The organism is Rhizobium sp. SG2393 (genome assembly GCF_042610495.1).
In the GTDB taxonomy this organism is placed as follows: Bacteria; Pseudomonadota; Alphaproteobacteria; order Rhizobiales; family Rhizobiaceae; genus RU20A.
This window is the reverse complement of sequence record NZ_JBHGAP010000008.1, coordinates 38,587-57,080: the sequence shown is the minus strand read 5'-3', so window position 1 is coordinate 57,080 and position 18,494 is coordinate 38,587. Positions and strand designations below refer to the sequence as shown.

General features: G+C 64.6%; 11 protein-coding genes. 6 read left to right on the top strand and 5 right to left on the bottom strand.

Annotation, left to right across the window (positions count from 1 at the left end; translation table 11 throughout):
- Positions 1-8: 8 nt before the first annotated feature.
- Both ACED18_RS15850 and ACED18_RS15845 read right to left on the bottom strand, forming a co-directional pair.
- Positions 9-7,088 carry a beta strand repeat-containing protein gene (locus tag ACED18_RS15850; protein ID WP_377293958.1) on the bottom strand — a complete coding sequence of 2,360 codons (7,080 nt, stop codon included), beginning with the start codon at positions 7,086-7,088 and terminating at the stop codon, positions 9-11.
- Positions 7,089-7,310: 222 nt separating this feature from the next.
- Complete coding sequence (locus ACED18_RS15845) at positions 7,311-8,192, bottom strand: LysR family transcriptional regulator (protein WP_377294214.1); 882 nt, start codon at positions 8,190-8,192, stop codon at positions 7,311-7,313.
- Between the two features lie 253 nt (positions 8,193-8,445).
- On the opposite strand from ACED18_RS15845, the gene ACED18_RS15840 reads away from it, so the two are divergent.
- The 3 genes from ACED18_RS15840 (at position 8,446) to ACED18_RS15830 (ending at position 12,324) form a co-directional block, all read left to right on the top strand.
- On the top strand, positions 8,446-9,942 hold the full coding sequence (locus ACED18_RS15840; protein ID WP_377293956.1) for a CoA-acylating methylmalonate-semialdehyde dehydrogenase: 1,497 nt from the start codon (positions 8,446-8,448) through the stop codon (positions 9,940-9,942).
- A 206-nt stretch (positions 9,943-10,148) separates the two neighbouring features.
- Positions 10,149-11,252: a YjgN family protein gene (locus tag ACED18_RS15835; protein ID WP_377293955.1), complete on the top strand. Its 1,104-nt coding sequence runs from the start codon at positions 10,149-10,151 to the stop codon at positions 11,250-11,252.
- Positions 11,242-12,324 carry a M48 family metallopeptidase gene (locus tag ACED18_RS15830; protein ID WP_377293953.1) on the top strand — a complete coding sequence of 361 codons (1,083 nt, stop codon included), beginning with the start codon at positions 11,242-11,244 and terminating at the stop codon, positions 12,322-12,324. The genes ACED18_RS15835 and ACED18_RS15830 overlap by 11 nt, the downstream gene beginning before the upstream one ends.
- A gap of 160 nt (positions 12,325-12,484) precedes the next feature.
- On the opposite strand, the gene ACED18_RS15825 is transcribed toward ACED18_RS15830, so the two are convergent.
- Entirely contained in the window at positions 12,485-13,531 is a 1,047-nt protein-coding gene (locus ACED18_RS15825) for a Fe(3+) ABC transporter substrate-binding protein (protein ID WP_377293951.1), read from the bottom strand.
- A gap of 169 nt (positions 13,532-13,700) precedes the next feature.
- Here ACED18_RS15825 and rirA point away from each other — a divergent pair, with 169 nt between their 5' ends.
- Entirely contained in the window at positions 13,701-14,165 is a 465-nt protein-coding gene (gene rirA, locus ACED18_RS15820; RefSeq protein WP_377293949.1) for an iron-responsive transcriptional regulator RirA, read from the top strand.
- Between the two features lie 41 nt (positions 14,166-14,206).
- Here the strand turns inward: rirA and ACED18_RS15815 are convergent, their stop codons facing one another.
- Positions 14,207-14,629 carry a hypothetical protein gene (locus ACED18_RS15815; protein WP_377293947.1) on the bottom strand — a complete coding sequence of 141 codons (423 nt, stop codon included), beginning with the start codon at positions 14,627-14,629 and terminating at the stop codon, positions 14,207-14,209.
- Between the two features lie 154 nt (positions 14,630-14,783).
- Complete coding sequence (locus ACED18_RS15810) at positions 14,784-15,497, bottom strand: LuxR C-terminal-related transcriptional regulator (protein WP_377293945.1); 714 nt, start codon at positions 15,495-15,497, stop codon at positions 14,784-14,786.
- A gap of 290 nt (positions 15,498-15,787) precedes the next feature.
- Here ACED18_RS15810 and ACED18_RS15805 point away from each other — a divergent pair, with 290 nt between their 5' ends.
- A complete protein-coding gene (locus tag ACED18_RS15805) occupies positions 15,788-17,383 on the top strand; it encodes an ABC transporter substrate-binding protein (RefSeq protein ID WP_377293943.1) in 1,596 nt (531 codons plus the stop codon).
- Positions 17,384-17,485: 102 nt separating this feature from the next.
- Positions 17,486-18,490, top strand: a complete 1,005-nt coding sequence (locus ACED18_RS15800) for an ABC transporter permease subunit (protein ID WP_377293941.1) — start codon at positions 17,486-17,488, stop codon at positions 18,488-18,490.
- The last annotated feature ends 4 nt before the right edge of the window (positions 18,491-18,494 follow it).

Genomic DNA, 18,494 nt, shown 5'->3' with positions numbered 1-18,494 from the left:
GCTTTCTCTTACGCATTGAGGAAGGCGTTGATGACGGCGGCGATCTGGTCGGGGTTGAGATTGCCCATCTGGTGGTCCATCAGCGCGCCCAGCTGATCCCGCGACAGGCGGGAAATGTCGGCGGTCGATATGCCCTCGAGCCCCGATCGGCTGAAGGAGGCCACGTCCTCGGCGGAGAAGGTGGCAAGATCCTCGTCCTCCAGCGCCGCGACCTGCGCCGAGGTCATGGCATTCACCTGCGCCGGGGTCAGCGCCTTGGCCTGGTCGGTGCTCAGCCCCGCGACGGCAAGCGTGGTGAGGCCCGAGACGGCGCTGGTCGAAAGCGCCGCGATCTTTTCCGTCGAGAGCAGGGCGATGTCGTCGGTGCCGAGCGCGGCCGACTGGATGGCCGTCATCGCGCCGATCTGCGTGACCGAGAGCGCGCCGATCTGCGCCGTCGTCATCGCGAGCACCTGATTGTAGCCGAGCGCCGCGATCTGCTCCGCCGAGAGACCGCCGATCTGCTCGGTGGTCAGCGACGCCACGATGCCGGTGGAAAGTCCGCGCAGCGCCGCAGGCTTGATCAGCGCCAGCTCGGCGAGGGAGATCGTCGTCATGTCCTCGGCCTGCAGGCCCGCGACGCCGTCGGCACTGAGCGCCGCGATCTGGCTGGTCGTGAAGGCCGCGATCTGGTCGAGCCGCAGCGCGGCCACCTGCTGACTGGTCAGCCCGCTGATCGCGGCCGAACCGAGCGACTGGATTTCCGTTGCCGAAAGGCCTGCGAGGAAATTCGTCGGCAGTCCGGAGACTCCCGCAGAGCCGAGGGCCGCGAGGTCTGCGGTGGAGAAGGTTCGCAGATCATCCGCTTCGAGACCGGAGAGCGCAGAGGAGGTGAGGGCTGCGATCTGCGTGGTCGTGAAGGCGTCGATCTGGTCGGCACGCATGGCGGTGATCTGGGCGCTCGTAAGCGCGCCGACCGCCTTGGTGCTGAGCGCGGCCACCTGCGACGTCGTCAGCGCAGCGATGTCGTCCGTACCGAGGGCCGCCAGTTGCTGCGCCGTAAGCCCTGCGACCTGCGCCGTCGACAGCGCCCGGATCTGATCGCTGGAAAGAGCCGCAATCTGTGCCGTCGACAGGCCCGAAATGCCGTTCGCCGACAGCGCGCCGATCTGGTCCGGCGTAAACGCTGCGATCTTGTCCGTGGAAAGGCCGGTAATCGCCAGCGAACTGATCGCTGCGATATCCGCCGTCGAGAAGGTTTCGAGCTGGGCCGTCCCAAGGGCGGCGATCTGACGGGAGGACAGCGCCGAAATCTGCGCCGTCGAGAAGGCGTCGACCTGATCGGGGCTGAGCGCTGCGATCTGTGCCGTCGTCATCCCGCCCACCGCCGCGCCGCTGAGCGCGGCGATCTGCCGTGTCGTCAGGCTGGCGAGCGTTGCGCTGGAAAGCCCAAGGATCGCGGAGGAGCTGATGGCGGCAAGATCGGCCGTCGAAAACAGGTCAAGCTTGTTCGATGCCAGCGCCGCGATCTGGCTGGAGGTGAGGTTTGCCACCTGCGTGCTCGTCAGGGCTTCCACCTGGTCGAAGGACAGGAGCGCCATCTGGTCGGAAGACAGGCCCGCTATGGCAGCGGTGCTCAGCGAGGCGATCTGGCTGGTGCGCAGCGCGGCAAGGTCGCCGCTCGACAACGCGGCCACCTGTCGCGCAGTCAGCGCCGCCACCTGGCTGCTCGTCAGGTGGCCGATCTGGTCGGCGGAAAGTGCGGCAATCTGGGTCGTGGAGAGGCCGCCGATCCCGGACGCGCTGAAGGCAGCGATCTGGTCGGCGGTGAGTGCGGCAAGCGCGTCCGTGGAGATACCGGCAATGGCGGAGGCCGTGATGGCGGCGATGTCGGCCGTGGAGAACGTATCGAGGTCATCCGCTCCGAGCGCTGCCATCTGGGTCGATGTCAGCGAGGCGATCTGCCCGGCCGTCAGCGCCTCTGCCTGTGCGGTCGTCAGCGTCTGCAGGGCCTGTGTGCCCAGCCCGCGAACGGCGCCGGAATCAAGCGCCGCCACCTGTGCCGTGGACAGCGTGGCAATGTCGTCCATGCCGAGGGCGGCGACCTGCCGCGATGTAAGCGCAGCCACCTGCCGGGTGGAAAGGGCGGCAATCTGCAGGGTGGAGAGCGCAGCGATCTGGTCGCTCGTCAGGCCCGAGATGGCGAGCGTCCCGAGCGCATTGACCTGATCGGCCGACAGCGCTGCGATCACGCCGGTCGCCAGTCCCGAAACGGCCGACGAGCTGATCGCCGCAAGATCGTCCATCGCGAAGACCGCGATGTCGTTGATTTCGAGGGCGGCCATCTGCGACGACGAAAGGGCTGCCACCTGCGCAGGCGTCAGTGCACCCATCTGCAGGGACGACATGGTGTTGATCTGGGCCGTCGAAAGCCCCGCGATCCCGGCCGGTGTCAGGGCTGCCACCTGGGCGGTGGAGAGCGCTGCAATGCCGTCGCTGCCAAGCGCCAGCACCTGGCGCGAGCTGAGCGCGGCGATCTGTGCCGTCGACAGCGCGGAGATCGAGGCCGATCCGAGTGCGCTGACCTGCGCGGTGGAAAGGCCGGCCAGAGCCGCACTGCTGAGCGCGCTCATCTGCTCGGAGCTGAGAACGGCCAGCACGCTCGCCGAAAGGCCCGGTATGGCCGCAGAGCTGATGGCCGCGATCTCTGCCGTGGTGAAGGTCGCGATGTCGTCGCTGGTCAGAACGCCGATCTGGCGCGAGCTGAGCGCCCCGATCTGCGCGGCCGTCAGCGCCTCGACCTGCTCGGCCGACAGCGCGTTGACCTGCGTCGTGCTCAGCCCGGCAATGCCGTCCGTTGAGAGCGCCGCGATCTTGATGGCGGAGAGTGCTGCGATGTCGTCGGTTCCGAGCGCGGCGACATGGCGCGAGCCGAAGGCGCCGATCTGATCGCGTGTCAGCGCCGCAACCTGTCCGGTTGTCAGCGCACCCACCTGGCGGGATGTCAGCCCTGCAATCCCCTGCGTGGAGAGGGCACCGATATGGGCACTGGACAGCGAGGCGATGACCTCGGTGGAAAGCCCGACGATCGCATCCGCGCTGATGGCCGCGATCTCGGCCATCTGGAATGTGGCGATGTCGTCGGCGCCGAGCGCCGACAGCTGTGCCGAACTCAGGGCGCGGATCTGCGTCGTCGTCAGCGCTTCGACCTGTCCGGTCGTCAGGGCGGCGACCTGTGCCGTGCTGAGCTTGGCGATGGATGCCGTGCCGAGCGCGTTGATCTGCGCTGTGGTCAGCGTTGCGATCGTCGCCGTCGGCATGCTGGAAATCGCATCCGCATTGAGCGCCGCCAGATCGGCGGTCGAGAACGTCGCCAGGGCGGATGCATCAAGAACGCCGATCTGCGTGGCGCTCAGCGCTGCCACCTGCGTCGGGGTCAGCGCCCGCATCTGGTCGCTCGACAGCGCCGTGAGCTGGCGCGTGGTCAGTCCGGAAATGCCTGCCGTGCCGAGGGAGGCGACCTGAGCGGTCGAAAGCGCGGCAAGGTCGTTGGTGCCAAATGCCCCGACCTGCGCGCCCGTCAGCGCCGCCATCTGCCGGGTTGTCAGCGCCCTGACCTGATCGGTCGTCATCGCATCCATCTGCCGGGTGCCGAGCGCGGCGAGCGCGTTGGTCGAAATCGCGGCGATCTGCTCGCTCGAAAGGCTCGCAATAACGCCCGTCGAAAGCCCGCCGATCGCATCCGGCGTGAGCGCGGCGATCGCGCGCGTCGAAAGCGCCGCAAGGTCCGCGGTATCGAGTGCAGAGACCTGAGAGGCTGTCAGGGCGGCGATCTGGCCCGTGGTCAGCGCCTGCAGCTGCTGGCTGCCGAGCACGTCGATCTGCCGGGTGGAGAGTGCCGTCACGGCTCCCGTGGAAAGGGCGGCGGTCTGCGCGGCGGTCAGCGATGCAACGTCATCCGTGCCGAGCGCGGCGATTTGCGTCGCGGTCAGTGCTGCCACCTGTTTGGTCGTCAGCGTCGAAACCTGGGTGGTGGACAGCGCCTCGATCTGGGCATTCGTGAGCTGCGGCAGGCTTGCGGCATTCAGCGCCTGAAGCTCCGCCGCCGTCATCGCGGCAAGAACGCTGGTCGACAGGCCGGAGATCGCGCTCGAGCCGATGGCTGCGATTTCCCGTGTGGTGAAGACGCGGATATCGTCCGTATCGAGCGCACTGATCTGGTCGGCGCTGAGCGCCGCGATCTGCCCGCTTGCCAGCGCCTCGACCTGCGTGGACGACAGAAGCCTGATCTGGCTCGTCGTCAGCCCGGAGATGCCGGCAGAAGTCAGCGCTGCGATCTGGGCTGTGGAGAGGGCGGCGATGCTGGCGCTGGTCAGCGCGCTGATCTGGCTGGAGGTCAGCGCGGCGACCTGCTTGGCGGTCAACTGTCCGACCTGCGCCGTGGACAGCGTTGCGATCTGCTCCGTCGTCAGTCCGGGTATGGCCACGGTCGTGATGGCCGTGAGCTTGTCGCTGTCGAGCCCGGCCACATTGTCCGTGCTGATCCCGCCGACCTGACCGACGCCGAGGGCTGCGATCTGTTTGCTGTTGAAGGCGGCGAACTGAGTCGTGCTCAAGCGGTTGATCTGTTCGCTTGTCAGCCCGGCCGCACCCGCCGTGGACAGCGCGGCAACCTGCGCCGTCGTCAGGGCTGCGATCACGGCGGTCGACAGGCCACCGATGGAACCGCGCGCAAGCGCTGCCATGTCTTCGGTCGCAAAGGTCGCAATGTCATCCGGCGTAAAGACCGAAAGCTGGGTCGAGCCCATGGCGCCGACCTGTGCCGCCGTCAGTGCCGTTACCTGATCAAGGGTCAGTGCCTCGATCTGCTCGTTCGTCAGTGCATTGACGGCGCGCGTATTGAGGACGGCGATCTTGTCCGTCGAAAGCGTGGCGAGCACCTCGGGCGAAAGGCCCTTCACCGCACTTGCCGAGATCGCCATGATATGGGCCAGCGAAAAGGTCGCGAGGTCATCCCCGTTGAGTGCGCCCATCTGCGTGGCGGTCAGCGCGGCGATCTGTGTCGAGGTGAAAGACGCGACCTGCGTCGTCGAAAGCTCTTCGATCTGGTCGGCCGTCAGGCCGGCAAGGCCGCGGGTGCTCATCGATGCGATCTGCGTGGTGGTCAGCGCCGCGACCTGCTCCAGGCTCAGCGCCGCCGTCTGGCTTTCGACGAGGGCACGAACCTGGGAGGCGGTCAGGGCGGCGATCTGCGATGTCGAGAGGCTGGCAAGCTGCGCCGACTTCAGAAGCGGGACGACGCTGAGGTTGAGCGCGGCCACCTGGCCCGGAGAGAGCGCGCCGAGTATGTCCGTCGTCAGGCCGTCCGTGGCGCTGGACGCGAGCGCGGCCATGTCGGCCGTCGAGAAGGCGGCGACCCGCTCCGGGCCGAGTGCGCTAAGCTGCTTCGATGTCAGCACGCGCACCTGCGAGGCCGTCAGCGCCTCTGCCTGCGCCGTCGTCAGGGCCTGCAGCTGCGTCGAGTTCAAGGTGAAGATCGCTGCACTCGACAGCGACGAGATCTGTTCGAGCGAGAGAGAGGCGATCGCGGTCGTCGTCAGGCCCGGAATGGCCACCGAACTGATCGCGGCCGCATCGGCTGCCGAGAGAACCGCCAGATCGTCCGTTCCGAATGCCGCGATCTGTCCCGCGCTCAGCGCGCGAACCTGCACGGGCGTAAGGGCCTCGATCTGGGCGGTCGTAAGCGCCCCGATCTGGTCGGTCGTAAGCCCGCTCATGCCGATGGACGAAAGCGATGCGACCTGCGACGTGGAGAGGGCCAGTATATTCGCCGTTCCGAGCGCGGTGACATGCTCGGCATCGAACAGCCGCAGCTGGGCGGGCGTAAGGGCCGCGACCTGCGTCGAGGACAGAGCCGCAATCTGGCCGCTGCTGAGAGAGGGGATCACCGACGTGTTGAACGAGGCGATCTGCTGCGGCGACAGCGAGGCGAAGGTTTCGGCACTCACGCCGACCACAGCGAAGCGGTTGATGGCCGAAATGTCGTCCGTGGAGAAGGTGGAGATCCGCGCCGCGCCGAGGGCTGCAAGATGCTGCGAGTTCAGGTTGCGCACCTGGGCACTGCTCAACGCCTCCGCCTGCGCGGTGGAGAAGGCGGCAAACTGCGTCGCCGTCATGCTGGGAATGCCGGCCGTGGGGAGAGCGGCCACCTGCGCGCTGGTGAGCGCGCTGAGAGCGGCGGTGGTCAGTGCTCCCAGCAGGTTGCTTCGGAATGCGCCGATCTCTTCCGGCAGGAAGACCGCGAGGTCTTCCGGTCCGAGGGCTGCGATCTGCGGCGTGTTCAGCAGACGAACCTGGGAGGCATTGAGCGCTGCCGTTTGCGCCGTCGACATGCCGGCAATCGCGCTCGCCGACAGGGCCGTGATGGCTTCCGTCGAGATGGCTGCGACCTGCGTCTCCGTAAAGGCCGTCACCAGCCCGTCGGGCATCACGGCAAGCTGCTGCGCGCGCAGCGCGCGGATCTGGTTTGCGGTAAGGGCCTGAACCTGCGCCGTGGTCAGCGATGCAAGCTGCGTCGGCGTCAGCCCGGCAATCGCGCCCGTGCTCAGCGCCGCAATCTTGTCGCTGGTCAGCGTCGCCAGGCTGCTGGCCGAAAGACCGGAAATGTTGCGGCTTCCGAGCGCGGCGATGTCATCGGTCGAAAAGGTCGCAACGTCCTGCGGCCCCAGGGCACTCAGCTGGCTTGCCGACATGGTGCGGATCTGGCCCGGCTGCAGCGCCTCTGCCTGCACGGTGGAAAAGCCTTGCAGCTGCCCGGCCGTCAGCGCCGCGACCTGTTCGGAGCTGAAGCTCTGGATGTCGAGACCGTCGAGGACCGCGATCTGGTCGAGGGTGAGGCCGACGATCGAACCCTGCGCGATGGCGCGAAGCTGCTGGCTGGAAAGGACGTTGACGTCCTCGACATCGAGAGCCGCGATCTGCGCCGACGAGAGCACATTGACCTGTCCCGTGGAGAGCTGCGACACATCTTCTGTGGTCCAAGCCTGAACGGCCGCCGTGGAGAGCGACCGGATCTGGGCCGTGCTCAGGGAAGAGATGGTTGAGCTCATGCGCGACATCCTCGACTGTGCGATGCCCGCTTGCAGCGTCCTGCCGCCGGGCCCTGGCGTCCGATCCGGCGCGATGCGCATCGCTGGCCTTCGAACGCCGCCAGGGCACGAAGATCATCCCCGCGCGAGACGGACTCCGGGCTTCTGGCGTGACAACCCTAAGGCGGATGCCTTGCCCGAGCCTGTTGTCTGCCGGAGCATTGACCGCGCGCGGTGCGGGCTTCAGTCGAACATGCTGCCGGCCTCGGCGATGAGCTCGTGCAGGAAGCTGGCGACGGCGCGCACACGCACCAGATCGCGGGCGCTTTCGTGGTAGGTCGTCCAGTAGGCGCGGCGAATGGTGATGTCCGGCAGAAGCCGTACCAGTTCGGGCACGCCCTTTGCGATGTAGTTGTGCAGGATGCCGATGCCGGCGCCGGAGCGCACAGCCTCCGTCTGGCCCGTCGCGCTCGAAATCTCGAAACCGGCATTCCAGCTGCGCAGCACCTCGGATGAAAAGTCGAGGGAGGGCGTGAAGATCAGGTCTTCCACATAGCCGATCCGCCGGTGGCTCTTCAGCGCCTCTATCGTCTCTGGCCGCCCGGCTTCGGCAAGATAGTCGGCAGACGCATAGAGGCCGAGCGTGTAGTCCACGAGCTTGGAGGAAACGAGCCGACCCTGTTCGGGCCGCTCCAGCGTAATGGCGATGTCGGCCTCGCGTTGCGACAGCGAGAAGGAGCGGGGCACCGGCACGAGCTGGATCTTCAGCTCCGGATAACGCGCCGTCAGCCGTCCGAGCCGCGGTGCCAGGAAGGACACGCCGAAGCCGTCCGGCGCGCCGATGCGCACCGTGCCGGCCACCGCCGCATCAACCCGCCCGATGCTCGCCTGCGCGGCCAGCATCTCCGCCTCCATTCGCTCGGCCGCCGCAAGAAAAACCTCCCCCTCCGGCGTCAGGTCACAGCCATTGGTGCGGCGAATGATGAGGCGGGTGCCGAGCTGCTCCTCCAGCGCCGACATGCGGCGCGACAGGGTGGCGTGGTTCAGCCCCAGCCGGCGCGAGGCGGACAGAAGTTGCCCGCTGCGGGCCACCGCAAGAAAGATGCGCACATTGTCCCAGTCCATCAGCGGATGCCCGACCAATTGACGGTCTTCTCAACCGAGGCAAGCCAGGTTGCGCACAACGGTTCCTCCAGCCGATCTCCCCCCGTGCGGGGGAGATGCCCGGCAGGGCAGAGGGGGGTAAAGCCGCACCCGAAGTTTCCCGACATCCTGCACCTCCTGAACATCAATTCATGCACAACGGATGCGTAAATCATCGCATTGTCCTGTGCAAATAAAAGCGCATACTGCCGCCATCACAAAAGGGAGGCACCCCATGTACGAACTCGGTCATTTCATCGACGGCAAGCGCGTCGCCGGCACCAGCGGCCGCACGGCCAATGTCTTCAATCCCGCCACCGGCGAGGTCCAGGCAACCGTCGCGCTCGCCTCGGATGCCGAGATTGCGGCCGCCGTCGCCAGCGCAAAGGCCGCGCAGCCGAAGTGGGCAGCCATGAACCCGCAGCGCCGTGCGCGTGTCTTCATGAAGTTCGTCCAGCTGCTGAACGAAAACATGGAGCCGCTGGCCGAAATGCTGTCGCGCGAGCACGGCAAGACCATCGAGGACGCCAAGGGCGACATCGTGCGCGGCCTGGAAGTCTGCGAATTCGTCATCGGCATTCCGCATCTCGCCAAGAGCGAGTTCACCGAAGGCGCCGGCCCGAACATCGACATGTATTCGATCCGCCAGCCGGTCGGCATCGGCGCGGGCATCACGCCCTTCAACTTCCCGGCCATGATCCCGATGTGGATGTTCGCGCCCGCCATTGCCTGCGGCAACGCCTTCATCCTCAAGCCCTCCGAGCGTGATCCGTCCGTGCCGCTGCGTCTGGCTGAACTGATGATCGAGGCTGGCCTGCCGGAAGGCGTGCTCAACGTCATCAACGGCGACAAAAGCGCCGTGGACGGCCTGCTGACCCACCCGGATATCGGGGCGATCTCCTTCGTCGGTTCCACGCCGATTGCCCGCTACGTCTACGGAACGGCGGCCATGAACGGCAAGCGCGCGCAGTGCTTCGGCGGCGCCAAGAACCACATGATCATCATGCCCGATGCCGATCTCGACCAGGCCGCCAACGCGCTCATGGGTGCGGGCTACGGCTCGGCCGGCGAGCGCTGCATGGCGATCTCGGTCGCTGTTCCCGTCGGTGAGGAAACCGCAAACCGCCTCGTCGAAAAGCTGATCCCGATGGTGGAGAGCCTGCGCGTCGGACCCTACACCGACGAAAAGGCCGACATGGGCCCGGTCGTTACGAAGGAAGCCCAGACCCGCATCAAGAGCCTCATCGACCGCGGCGTCGAGGAAGGCGCAAAGCTCCTGGTCGATGGCCGCAATTTCTCGCTGCAGGGCTATGAGGACGGCTTCTTCGTCGGCGGCTGCCTGTTCGATCACGTGACGCCCGAGATGGACATCTACAAGACCGAAATCTTCGGCCCGGTCCTCTCCGTCGTCCGTGCCAAGAACTATGAAGAAGCGCTCGACCTGCCGATGAAGCACGAATACGGCAATGGCGTTGCCATCTACACCCGCGACGGCGATGCCGCCCGCGATTTCGCCAGCCGCATCAACATCGGCATGGTCGGCGTCAACGTGCCGATCCCGGTTCCGCTCGCCTACCATTCCTTCGGCGGCTGGAAGTCCTCCTCCTTTGGCGACCTCAACCAGCACGGCACGGATTCGATCAAGTTCTGGACCCGCACCAAGACGGTCACCTCGCGCTGGCCCTCGGGCATCAAGTCCGGTGCTGAATTCGTCATGCCGACCATGAAGTGAAATCGGTCCGGCGATCCGGCCGGATTTGGTTGCAATCGGAAGGGGTGCGCTGCCGGCGCGCCCCTTTTTCGTTGTCAATCCGATGGATGGCATGGCTTGACCCCTGTTTAAGGATCATTGAAGGTTCGCGGCTGAATGCATGGGCAAAGCCGGTATCCCGACCGTCTTCGCCGATGCCGTCGAGACCGGAAAGACAGGAGTACCCCATGACCGTCGTAGACAGCGCTGAGCAGCCCGTGGCCGCAACCAGTCCGACAGAAGCGTTTCACCGGCTATCCTTCACGGGAAGCGGCAAGGAATATTTCGGCATCTGGATCGTCAACATCTTGCTGACCATCGTCACGATCGGCATCTACTCGGCTTGGGCCAAGGTGCGCCGAAACCGCTACTTCTACGGCAACACCATGCTGCTCGGCCGCGGCTTCGAATACCACGCCCGCGGCGGACAGATCCTCATCGGCCGGCTCATCGTCTTCGGCTACTTCATCATCTACAACCTTGCCCTGTCGGTCTTTCCGATCGCCGGCCTCGTGCTCGGCCTGCTGATCCTGGTGGCGCTGCCCTGGCTCGTCATGCGCGGCCTGCGTTTCTCCGCCCGCGTCACCAGCTATCGCAACGTGCGCTTCAATTTCGTCGGCGGCGTCGGCGGCGCGTTCCTTGCCTTCCTGGTCGGCCCGGTCATTGCGGTGCTGACACTTGGTATTCTGGCGCCCGTCGCCAGCCGCTGGGTGGGCCGCTACGTCGGCAACAACCTGCGCTGGGGCAACAAGAGCTTCACGACGGAGCCGCCGCTGGGGCCGATCTACGGCACGTGGCTCGTCTCGGCGCTGATCGTGCTGCTCGGCCTCGCCATCCTGGCCGCCGGCGCCTTCCTGAATTCCGCCCTGGTGATTGCGGCGATCGACGGTGACGGGACGCTTCCGGCGGACATGCAGATGTCGCTGATCGGCACGGTCATCTTCGCCTACATCGCGATCTTCGTGACCTTCGGCGTTGCGAGCCTCGTCTACCGCGCCGGCGTGCGCAACGTCGTCTGGTCGGCGACCACCATGGAAGGTGGCCACCAGATCCACAGCGACATGCCCCGCTTCGGCTATGCCTGGGTGGCAATCAGCAACGTCATCCTGACGATCCTGACGCTTGGCTTCTTCCGGCCCTGGGCGGCCGTGCGGTTGGCGCGCTACACCTACGAACATACCGCGGTGCGCTTCAACGGACCGGTGGGCGACGTAATGGCGCCGCTCGAAAAGGACGGCAATGCCGTCGGTGCCGAGTTCGTCTCCTTCGAAGGCTTCGATTTTGGCTTCTGAGGCGGGCATGGTCGCGCAGGGAAGCTGGCACGCCGCAGGCTCAAGCCATGCCGTGCCGGCGCGCCTTGTGGCGGGCGGCGATGACAGCGTTGCCTGCGTGGCGGTCGGTGCGACGGACGGCGAGGGCGATGTCGCCCCGCTGGCTGCCGCACCCTTCACGCGTCTGGAAATCTGGGAGCGCATCGGCCGCCTGCCGCGCCGCATCGCCTTCCCGGATGGCTCGATCTTCGAAACGCCCGACAACGATGCCATCGATGCGCTGATGAAACGCCGCGGCCGGCGTGGCGTCAGCCTCGTCCACCGGCTGGAGCGCTTCCATCCGCGCCTCCTGCTGCTGGCCGCCGGCACCTTTCTGCTCGGCGGTGCCGTCTATCGCTACGCCCTTCCGCTTCTCGTCGAGCTCGCCGTCCTCGTCACGCCGCCGGTGGTGCCGGAAATCATGGCCACCAGCACGCTCGAAACCCTCGACCGCACGGTCTTCGACCAGACGACGCTCGACGCCGCCACGCGCGAGCGCCTGACGGCCGGTTTCCGGCAACTGGCCGCCGCGGGCGCGCGTGGTGTCGATGGCTACACGCTGAACTTCCGGGACGGCGGCGCCATCGGTCCCAATGCCTTTGCGCTTCCGGACGGCACAGTCGTCATGACCGATGAGCTGGTGAAGCTCGCCGATGGCGACGAGGACATGCTGCTCGGCGTTCTCGCCCACGAGATCGGCCATGTCGATCTCAAGCACAGCCTGCGCCAGCTCTACCGCGCCGCCGGCGTGGCCGGGCTCATCCTGCTCATTGCCGGCGACATCGGCTCGGGTGTCGAGGATCTGCTGACGCAGGGTGCTGGTCTCGTTGCGCTGTCCTACTCGCGCGAGGCCGAAAGCGAGGCCGACCGCTATTCGGTGACCCTGATGCGCGCGGCCGGCAAAGACCCCGCAGCCCTTGCCCGGTTCTTCGTCATTCTCTCGCGAAAGCTCGGCGATACCGGCAAGACCAGCATCCTCTCCACCCACCCTGGCACACCGGAGCGCCAGAAGGCCATCGAGGATCTGGCGAAAGGGGCGGGCGGAGCAAATTGAGCCCCGCCTTCTGGCAGGTCGGCGCAAACGTGCCATGCGCGCGTCAGGCACGCCTCGGCACTGGCGCCGCGGCAGTCACGACAGACTCTCGCGCGCCTCGACAAACGAAAAGGGCCCCGGATCGCTCCGGAGCCCTTGAAGATCCTGGCAATGCCGCCGCTTACTGCGTCGGGCCGTCATTGTAGCCGACCTTGTCGACCAGTTCGGAGGCCTTCTTGCGGTTGGCCGCGATTTCGGCCAGCGGCAGGCTGTCCGGCTTGATCTCGCCGAAGGACTTCACAATCGCCGACGGTTCGGCGCCCGGCATGACCGGATATTCGAACACCTGCTCGGCGTAGATCTTCTGCGCTTCGCCGGAGGCGAGGAATTCCATGAACTTCAGCGCGTTTTCCTTGTTCGGCGCGTTCTTGGCGAGCGCCATGCCCGACACGTTCACGTGCGTGCCGCGGTCCTTGGTGTTCGGGAAGAGAACCTTGATGGCGCCGGCCCAGTCCTTCTGTTCCGGTTCCTTGTCGTTGGTCATCATCAGGCCGACATAGTAGCTGTTGCCGAGCGCGATGTCGCATTCGCCGGCAAAGATCGCCTTGGCCTGGTCGCGGTCGCCGCCATCGGGCTTGCGGGCGAGGTTTTCCTTCAGCCCCGTCAGCCACTTTTCCGTCTCCGCTTCGCCGTGATGGGCGATCATCGATGAGATGAGACCGATATTGTAGGAGTGCTGGCCGTCACGCGTGCAGATCTTGCCCTTCCACTTGGGATCGGCCAGTTCCTCATAGGTGATGTCGTTCTGGGCGACGCGGTCCTTGGAAGCGTAGACCACGCGACCGCGGGTGGTCAGGCCGAACCAGTTGCCCTCCGGATCGCGATAGGCGGCCGGAATGTCCTTTTCGATCACGGCATCGCCGACGACTGGCTGGGTCACGCCGGCTTCCTTGGCTTCCGTCAGACGGCTGATATCGACCGTCAGGATCACGTCGGCCGGAGAGTTGGCACCCTCGGCCTGCAGGCGTTCCACAAGGCCCTTGTCGAGGAACAGCACATTCGTCTTGATGCCGGTGTCCTTGGTAAAGGCGTCGAGCAGCGGCTTGATCAGGTCAGGCTGGCGATAGGAATAGATATTGATCTCCCCATCGGCAAAGGCCGGCGCCGCAGCGCTGGCCAAGAGCGCCGCCAGACCGAAAACTTTCAATCCGCGCAGTGTGTCCCGCATGTCTCTCTCCGTTTGTATAAAACCTAACTTTCGCGCTCATCTTTAAGCGGAGGCCAATCCGGGCGTCAACAGGAAAACTTGAGTTGAAGGAGAAGTGATTTCGCTTTTGGAATTGTTCCAAACTGCAGAAGCGCCTATATCAGGGAACGAGACGGCCAAGGAGCGAGCGATGCGCCTCACCAAACAGACCAATTACGCGGTGCGGATGCTGATGTATTGCGCCGCCAACGGCGACAAACTGAGCCGCGTTCCCGAAATCGCCAAGGCCTACGGCGTTTCCGAACTCTTCCTGTTCAAGATCCTGCAGCCGCTCAACAAGGCCGGCCTCATCGAAACCGTGCGCGGCCGCAATGGCGGCGTACGTCTGCCGCGCCCGGCCTCCGAGATCAGCCTGTTCCAGGTCGTCAAGGTCACCGAAGACAGCTTCGCCATGGCGGAATGCTTCGAATCGGGCGAGATCGATTGCCCGCTGGTCGACAGCTGCGGGCTGAACTCGGCGCTGCGCAAGGCGCTCAACGCCTTCTTCGAGGTGCTGCAGCAATATTCGATCGACGATCTCGTCAAGGCCCGCCCGCAGATCAACTTCCTGCTCGGCCTGGATGAGCCCGTCGCCAAGCAGACGACGGCCGCCTAGGGCCAAAATCCGGGAACGCGCCTCTTTATCGCGTCGCGATCCTAATCCCGGATCACATATTCCCGCACGAGAAATTCCACCGCAGCCGGATCGAGCTCTGATTTGTCGATCCGGAAATCGACGCCATAATCCTCGAAGGCCTGGAAATAGGGATCGTCGAGCGATGACGAGATGACCCCGACCGGCCCGATGAAGCCTGCCTGACGCAGGGCCGGCACGCTTTCACGAAAGTCGACCGTCGGCATCAGCCTGTTGTCCATCAGCACGAGGCGAATGTCGTTGCTCTCGCGAATGAAGGCCAAAGCCTCGGCGATCGTCTCGCTGTAATGCAGCTCGATCGTATGGGTGGTCACCTTCGACGCGATCCGGCGCAGGATCACTTCTTCATTGCGATCGTCATCGACGAGCAGGATCTTGATCGTATCGGACATCAGGGTGTCGGTGCTCGGGGTGTGTGCAGTCATCGCGGTTTCCGGTCCGGAATCTGTATCGTCCAATCCCGATCGTTGCTCATTTTTCTGAAAAAGATATAGCTAAAGTTGATATTTGTCAGATCCCCTGCGGCCCGCGGACGGGATGCCGGATCATGCCGCACACCGGCGGCGCCGTGAAGCCGGTTCATTGGATGATTCTTTCCCGGATGGCCTTGGCGACCATCTGCGTGCGGTTCACGACGTTGAGCTTCTTCAGGATCGTCGCCGTGTGCGAGTTGACGGTATGCTCGGAAACCGAGACGATGAGCGCGATCTCGCTGGCGGTCTTGCCATAGGAGATCCAGCGGAGAATTTCCGTTTCGCGCGGCGTCAGCCCCATGCCGGCCTTGCTGGCCAGCGCCACGCGGTAGAAGAAGTCGAAGGCGCAGACCGTCTCGTAACAGAGGGCTGCAACCTGCGCCTGCGCAAGCTCTTCCTGATCGCCGAGATAGACGACACCGTAGCGGCTGCCCGATGTCGGGGCGGCGACCGGCACGCACATCATCAGGTCGAAGCCAAGCTGGCGAAGCAGGTTGCGCCCGGCATCCATGCCGGCATCCGATGGCGTCCAGATGGATGGAATGGCCGATGTCACCAGGCTCTCGTAGACGAGGGATTCGCTGAAGCGATGCCGCTTGTCATATTCCTCCGCCATCCCCGACGGCAGGTCGTGCAGGATGAGGCGGCCCGAAAGCAGGCTTGCATCGCTGTCATTGGTCAAATGAACGATACCGAAATGATCGAAGCCGTACCGCAGCGCCATGGCACGAAAGATGCGGAAGAAATCGACCCGGTTCAGGGCCTTGTCCAAATCCCGCTCAAGGTCGTACCGGCGGTGGTTCTTCAGAATACCTGCCACGTCATTCCCGCTCCCATCCCTTTCATCGAATGTACCGCGCAATATTTGTAAGGCAACGGCTACTTCTTGGAACCTGAACTTATTGCTGAGAAAACCGGGAGGCAATTGTCCGGCAAAAAAGAAAATTAGACTACCCTAACTTTGTCGTGAATTTTTTCCGCTTGGATAAATTTCGCCGGGCGGCTTCTTGCAAAGCGACAGCAAATGTCGTTCCATCCCGGCCTGACCGAGCAGGGGGACCTGTGCCGGCTCTGAACCAAAAGAAGCAAGAACAAACTGGGAAGCAATTCATGAAGAAGCTCACCACTCTCCTTGCCGCGACGGCTCTCGCGGGACTGATGGCTGGCACCGCCTGGTCGAAGACGCTGGTCTACTGCTCGGAAGGATCGCCGGAAGGCTTCGACTCCGCGCTCTACACCGCCGGCACGACCTTCGACGCCTCCTCGCGCACCGTCTACAACCGCCTCGTCGAATTCAAGAAGGGTTCGACCGAGGTCGAGCCGGGCCTGGCCGAAAGCTGGACCATTTCGCCGGACGGTCTTGAATACACCTTCAAGCTGCGTCCGGGCGTGAAGTTCCAGACGACCGACTATTTCACGCCGACCCGCGAGCTCAACGCCGACGACGTGATCTTCTCCTTCGAGCGCCAGTACAAGGCCGACAACGCCTGGAACAAGTACGTCGCCGGCGCCTCCTGGGAGTATTTCGCCGGCATGGGCCTGCCGGAGCTTCTGAAGTCGATCGAGAAGGTGGATGACCTCACCGTCAAGTTCGTTCTCAACAAGCCGGAGGCGCCTTTCCTCGCCAACCTCGGCATGGACTTCGCCTCCATCGTTTCCAAGGAATATGCCGACAAGCTGCAGGCCGACGGCAAGATGGAACTGATGAACCAGCAGCCGCTGGGCACCGGTCCCTTCACCTTCGTCGCCTACCAGGCCGATGCCGTGATCCGCTACAAGGCCAACCCGGACTACTGGGCCGGCAAGCAGCCGATCGACGACCTCGTCTTCGCCATCACCCCGGATGCCGCAGTTCGCGCCCAGAAGCTGAAGGCCGGCGAATGCCACATCATGCCCTATCCGAATGCCGCCGACGTGCCGGATCTCAAGAAGGATCCGAACCTGACGGTTCTCGAGAAGGAAGGCCTGAACGTCGCCTATCTCGCCTACAACACGACCCAGGCTCCCTTCGACAAGCCGGAGGTGCGCAAGGCGCTGAACCAGGCGATCAATAAGCAGGCGATCGTGGACGCCGTGTTCCAGGGCGCCGCCAAGGTTGCCAAGAACCCGATCCCGCCGACCATGTGGTCCTATAACGACAAGATCGAAGACGACAAGTACGACCCCGAAGCCGCCAAGAAGGCGCTCGAGGCTGCCGGCGTCAAGGATCTGTCGATGAAGATCTGGGCCATGCCCGTATCGCGTCCCTACATGCTGAACGCCCGCCGCGCGGCCGAACTCATGCAGGCCGACCTCGCCGCCATCGGCGTCAAGGTCGAGATCGTCACCCATGAGTGGGCCGAATATCTGAAGCTCTCCAAGGAGAAAGACCGCGACGGCGCCGTCATTCTCGGCTGGACGGGCGACAACGGCGATCCGGACAACTTCCTCGATACGCTGCTCGGCTGCGATGCGGTCGGCGGCAACAACCGCGCCCAGTGGTGCAACAAGGAATTCGAGGACCTCGTCACCAAGGCGAAGGAAACCTCCGACATTGCCGAACGCACCAAGCTCTATGAAGAGGCCCAGGTCGTCTTCAAGCGCGAGGCGCCGTGGAACACGATCGACCATTCCATCGAATCCGTTCCGATGAGCAAGAAGGTCTCCGGCTACCAGATGGACCCGGTCGGCGTTCACCGCTTCGACGGCGTCGATATCGCCGAGTAACCGACGGTCTTACACCATACACGCCGCAAAGAGCGTGTTGAGCCGGCGGCCCGACAAACACGGGCCGCCGGCTTTTCCCATAAAAACAGGGATGTTGGCTCCATGTTTCGCTTTCTTCTCGGACGGCTTGCCGTCCTGATCCCGACCTTCATCGGGGTCTCCATCATTGCCTTCTCCTTCATTCGCCTCCTGCCCGGCGATCCCGTGATGCTGATGTCGGGCGAGCGCGTGATGGCGCCGGAGCGCCATGCGGAGATCATGCACGAACTCGGCCTCGACCGGCCGCTTTACGTCCAGTATCTGGATTACCTCGGCAATCTCGTCACCGGCGATTTTGGCAGCTCCATCGTCACGAAGCGGCCCGTCTTCGACGATTTCATGCAGCTCTTCCCGGCAACGGTGGAGCTGTCGCTCTGTGCCATCATCCTTGCCGTGCTGCTCGGCGTTCCCGCCGGCGTGCTCGCCGCCGTCAAACGCGGGACATGGCTCGACCAGACCATCATGGGCACCGCGCTTGTCGGCTATTCCATGCCGATCTTCTGGTGGGGCCTGCTGCTCATCATCTTCTTCTCCGGCTATCTCGGCTGGACGCCCGTCTCGGGCCGCATTTCGCTGATGTACTTCTTCCCGCCCGTCACCGGCTTCATGCTGATCGACAGCCTGCTGTCCGGCCAGGCCGGCGCCTTCAAGTCGGCGGTCACCTATCTCATCCTGCCGACCATCGTGCTGGCCACCATCCCGCTCGCCGTCATCGCGCGCCAGACGCGCTCGGCCATGCTGGAGGTGCTCGGCGAAGACTATGTGCGCACGGCGCGTGCCAAGGGCATGTCGCCCTTCCGCGTCATCGGCGTCCATGCGTTGCGCAATGCCATGATCCCCGTCATCACCACGATCGGCCTTCAGGTCGGCGTACTGCTCGCCGGCGCGATCCTGACGGAGACGATCTTCTCCTGGCCGGGCATCGGCAAGTGGATGGTCGACAGCGTCTTCAAGCGCGACTACGCCGTCGTGCAGGGCGGGCTGATGCTGATTGCCGCCGTCATCATGTTCGTCAATCTCGCGGTCGATCTGCTCTATGGGCTGATCAATCCGCGCATCCGCAAGTAGGAGG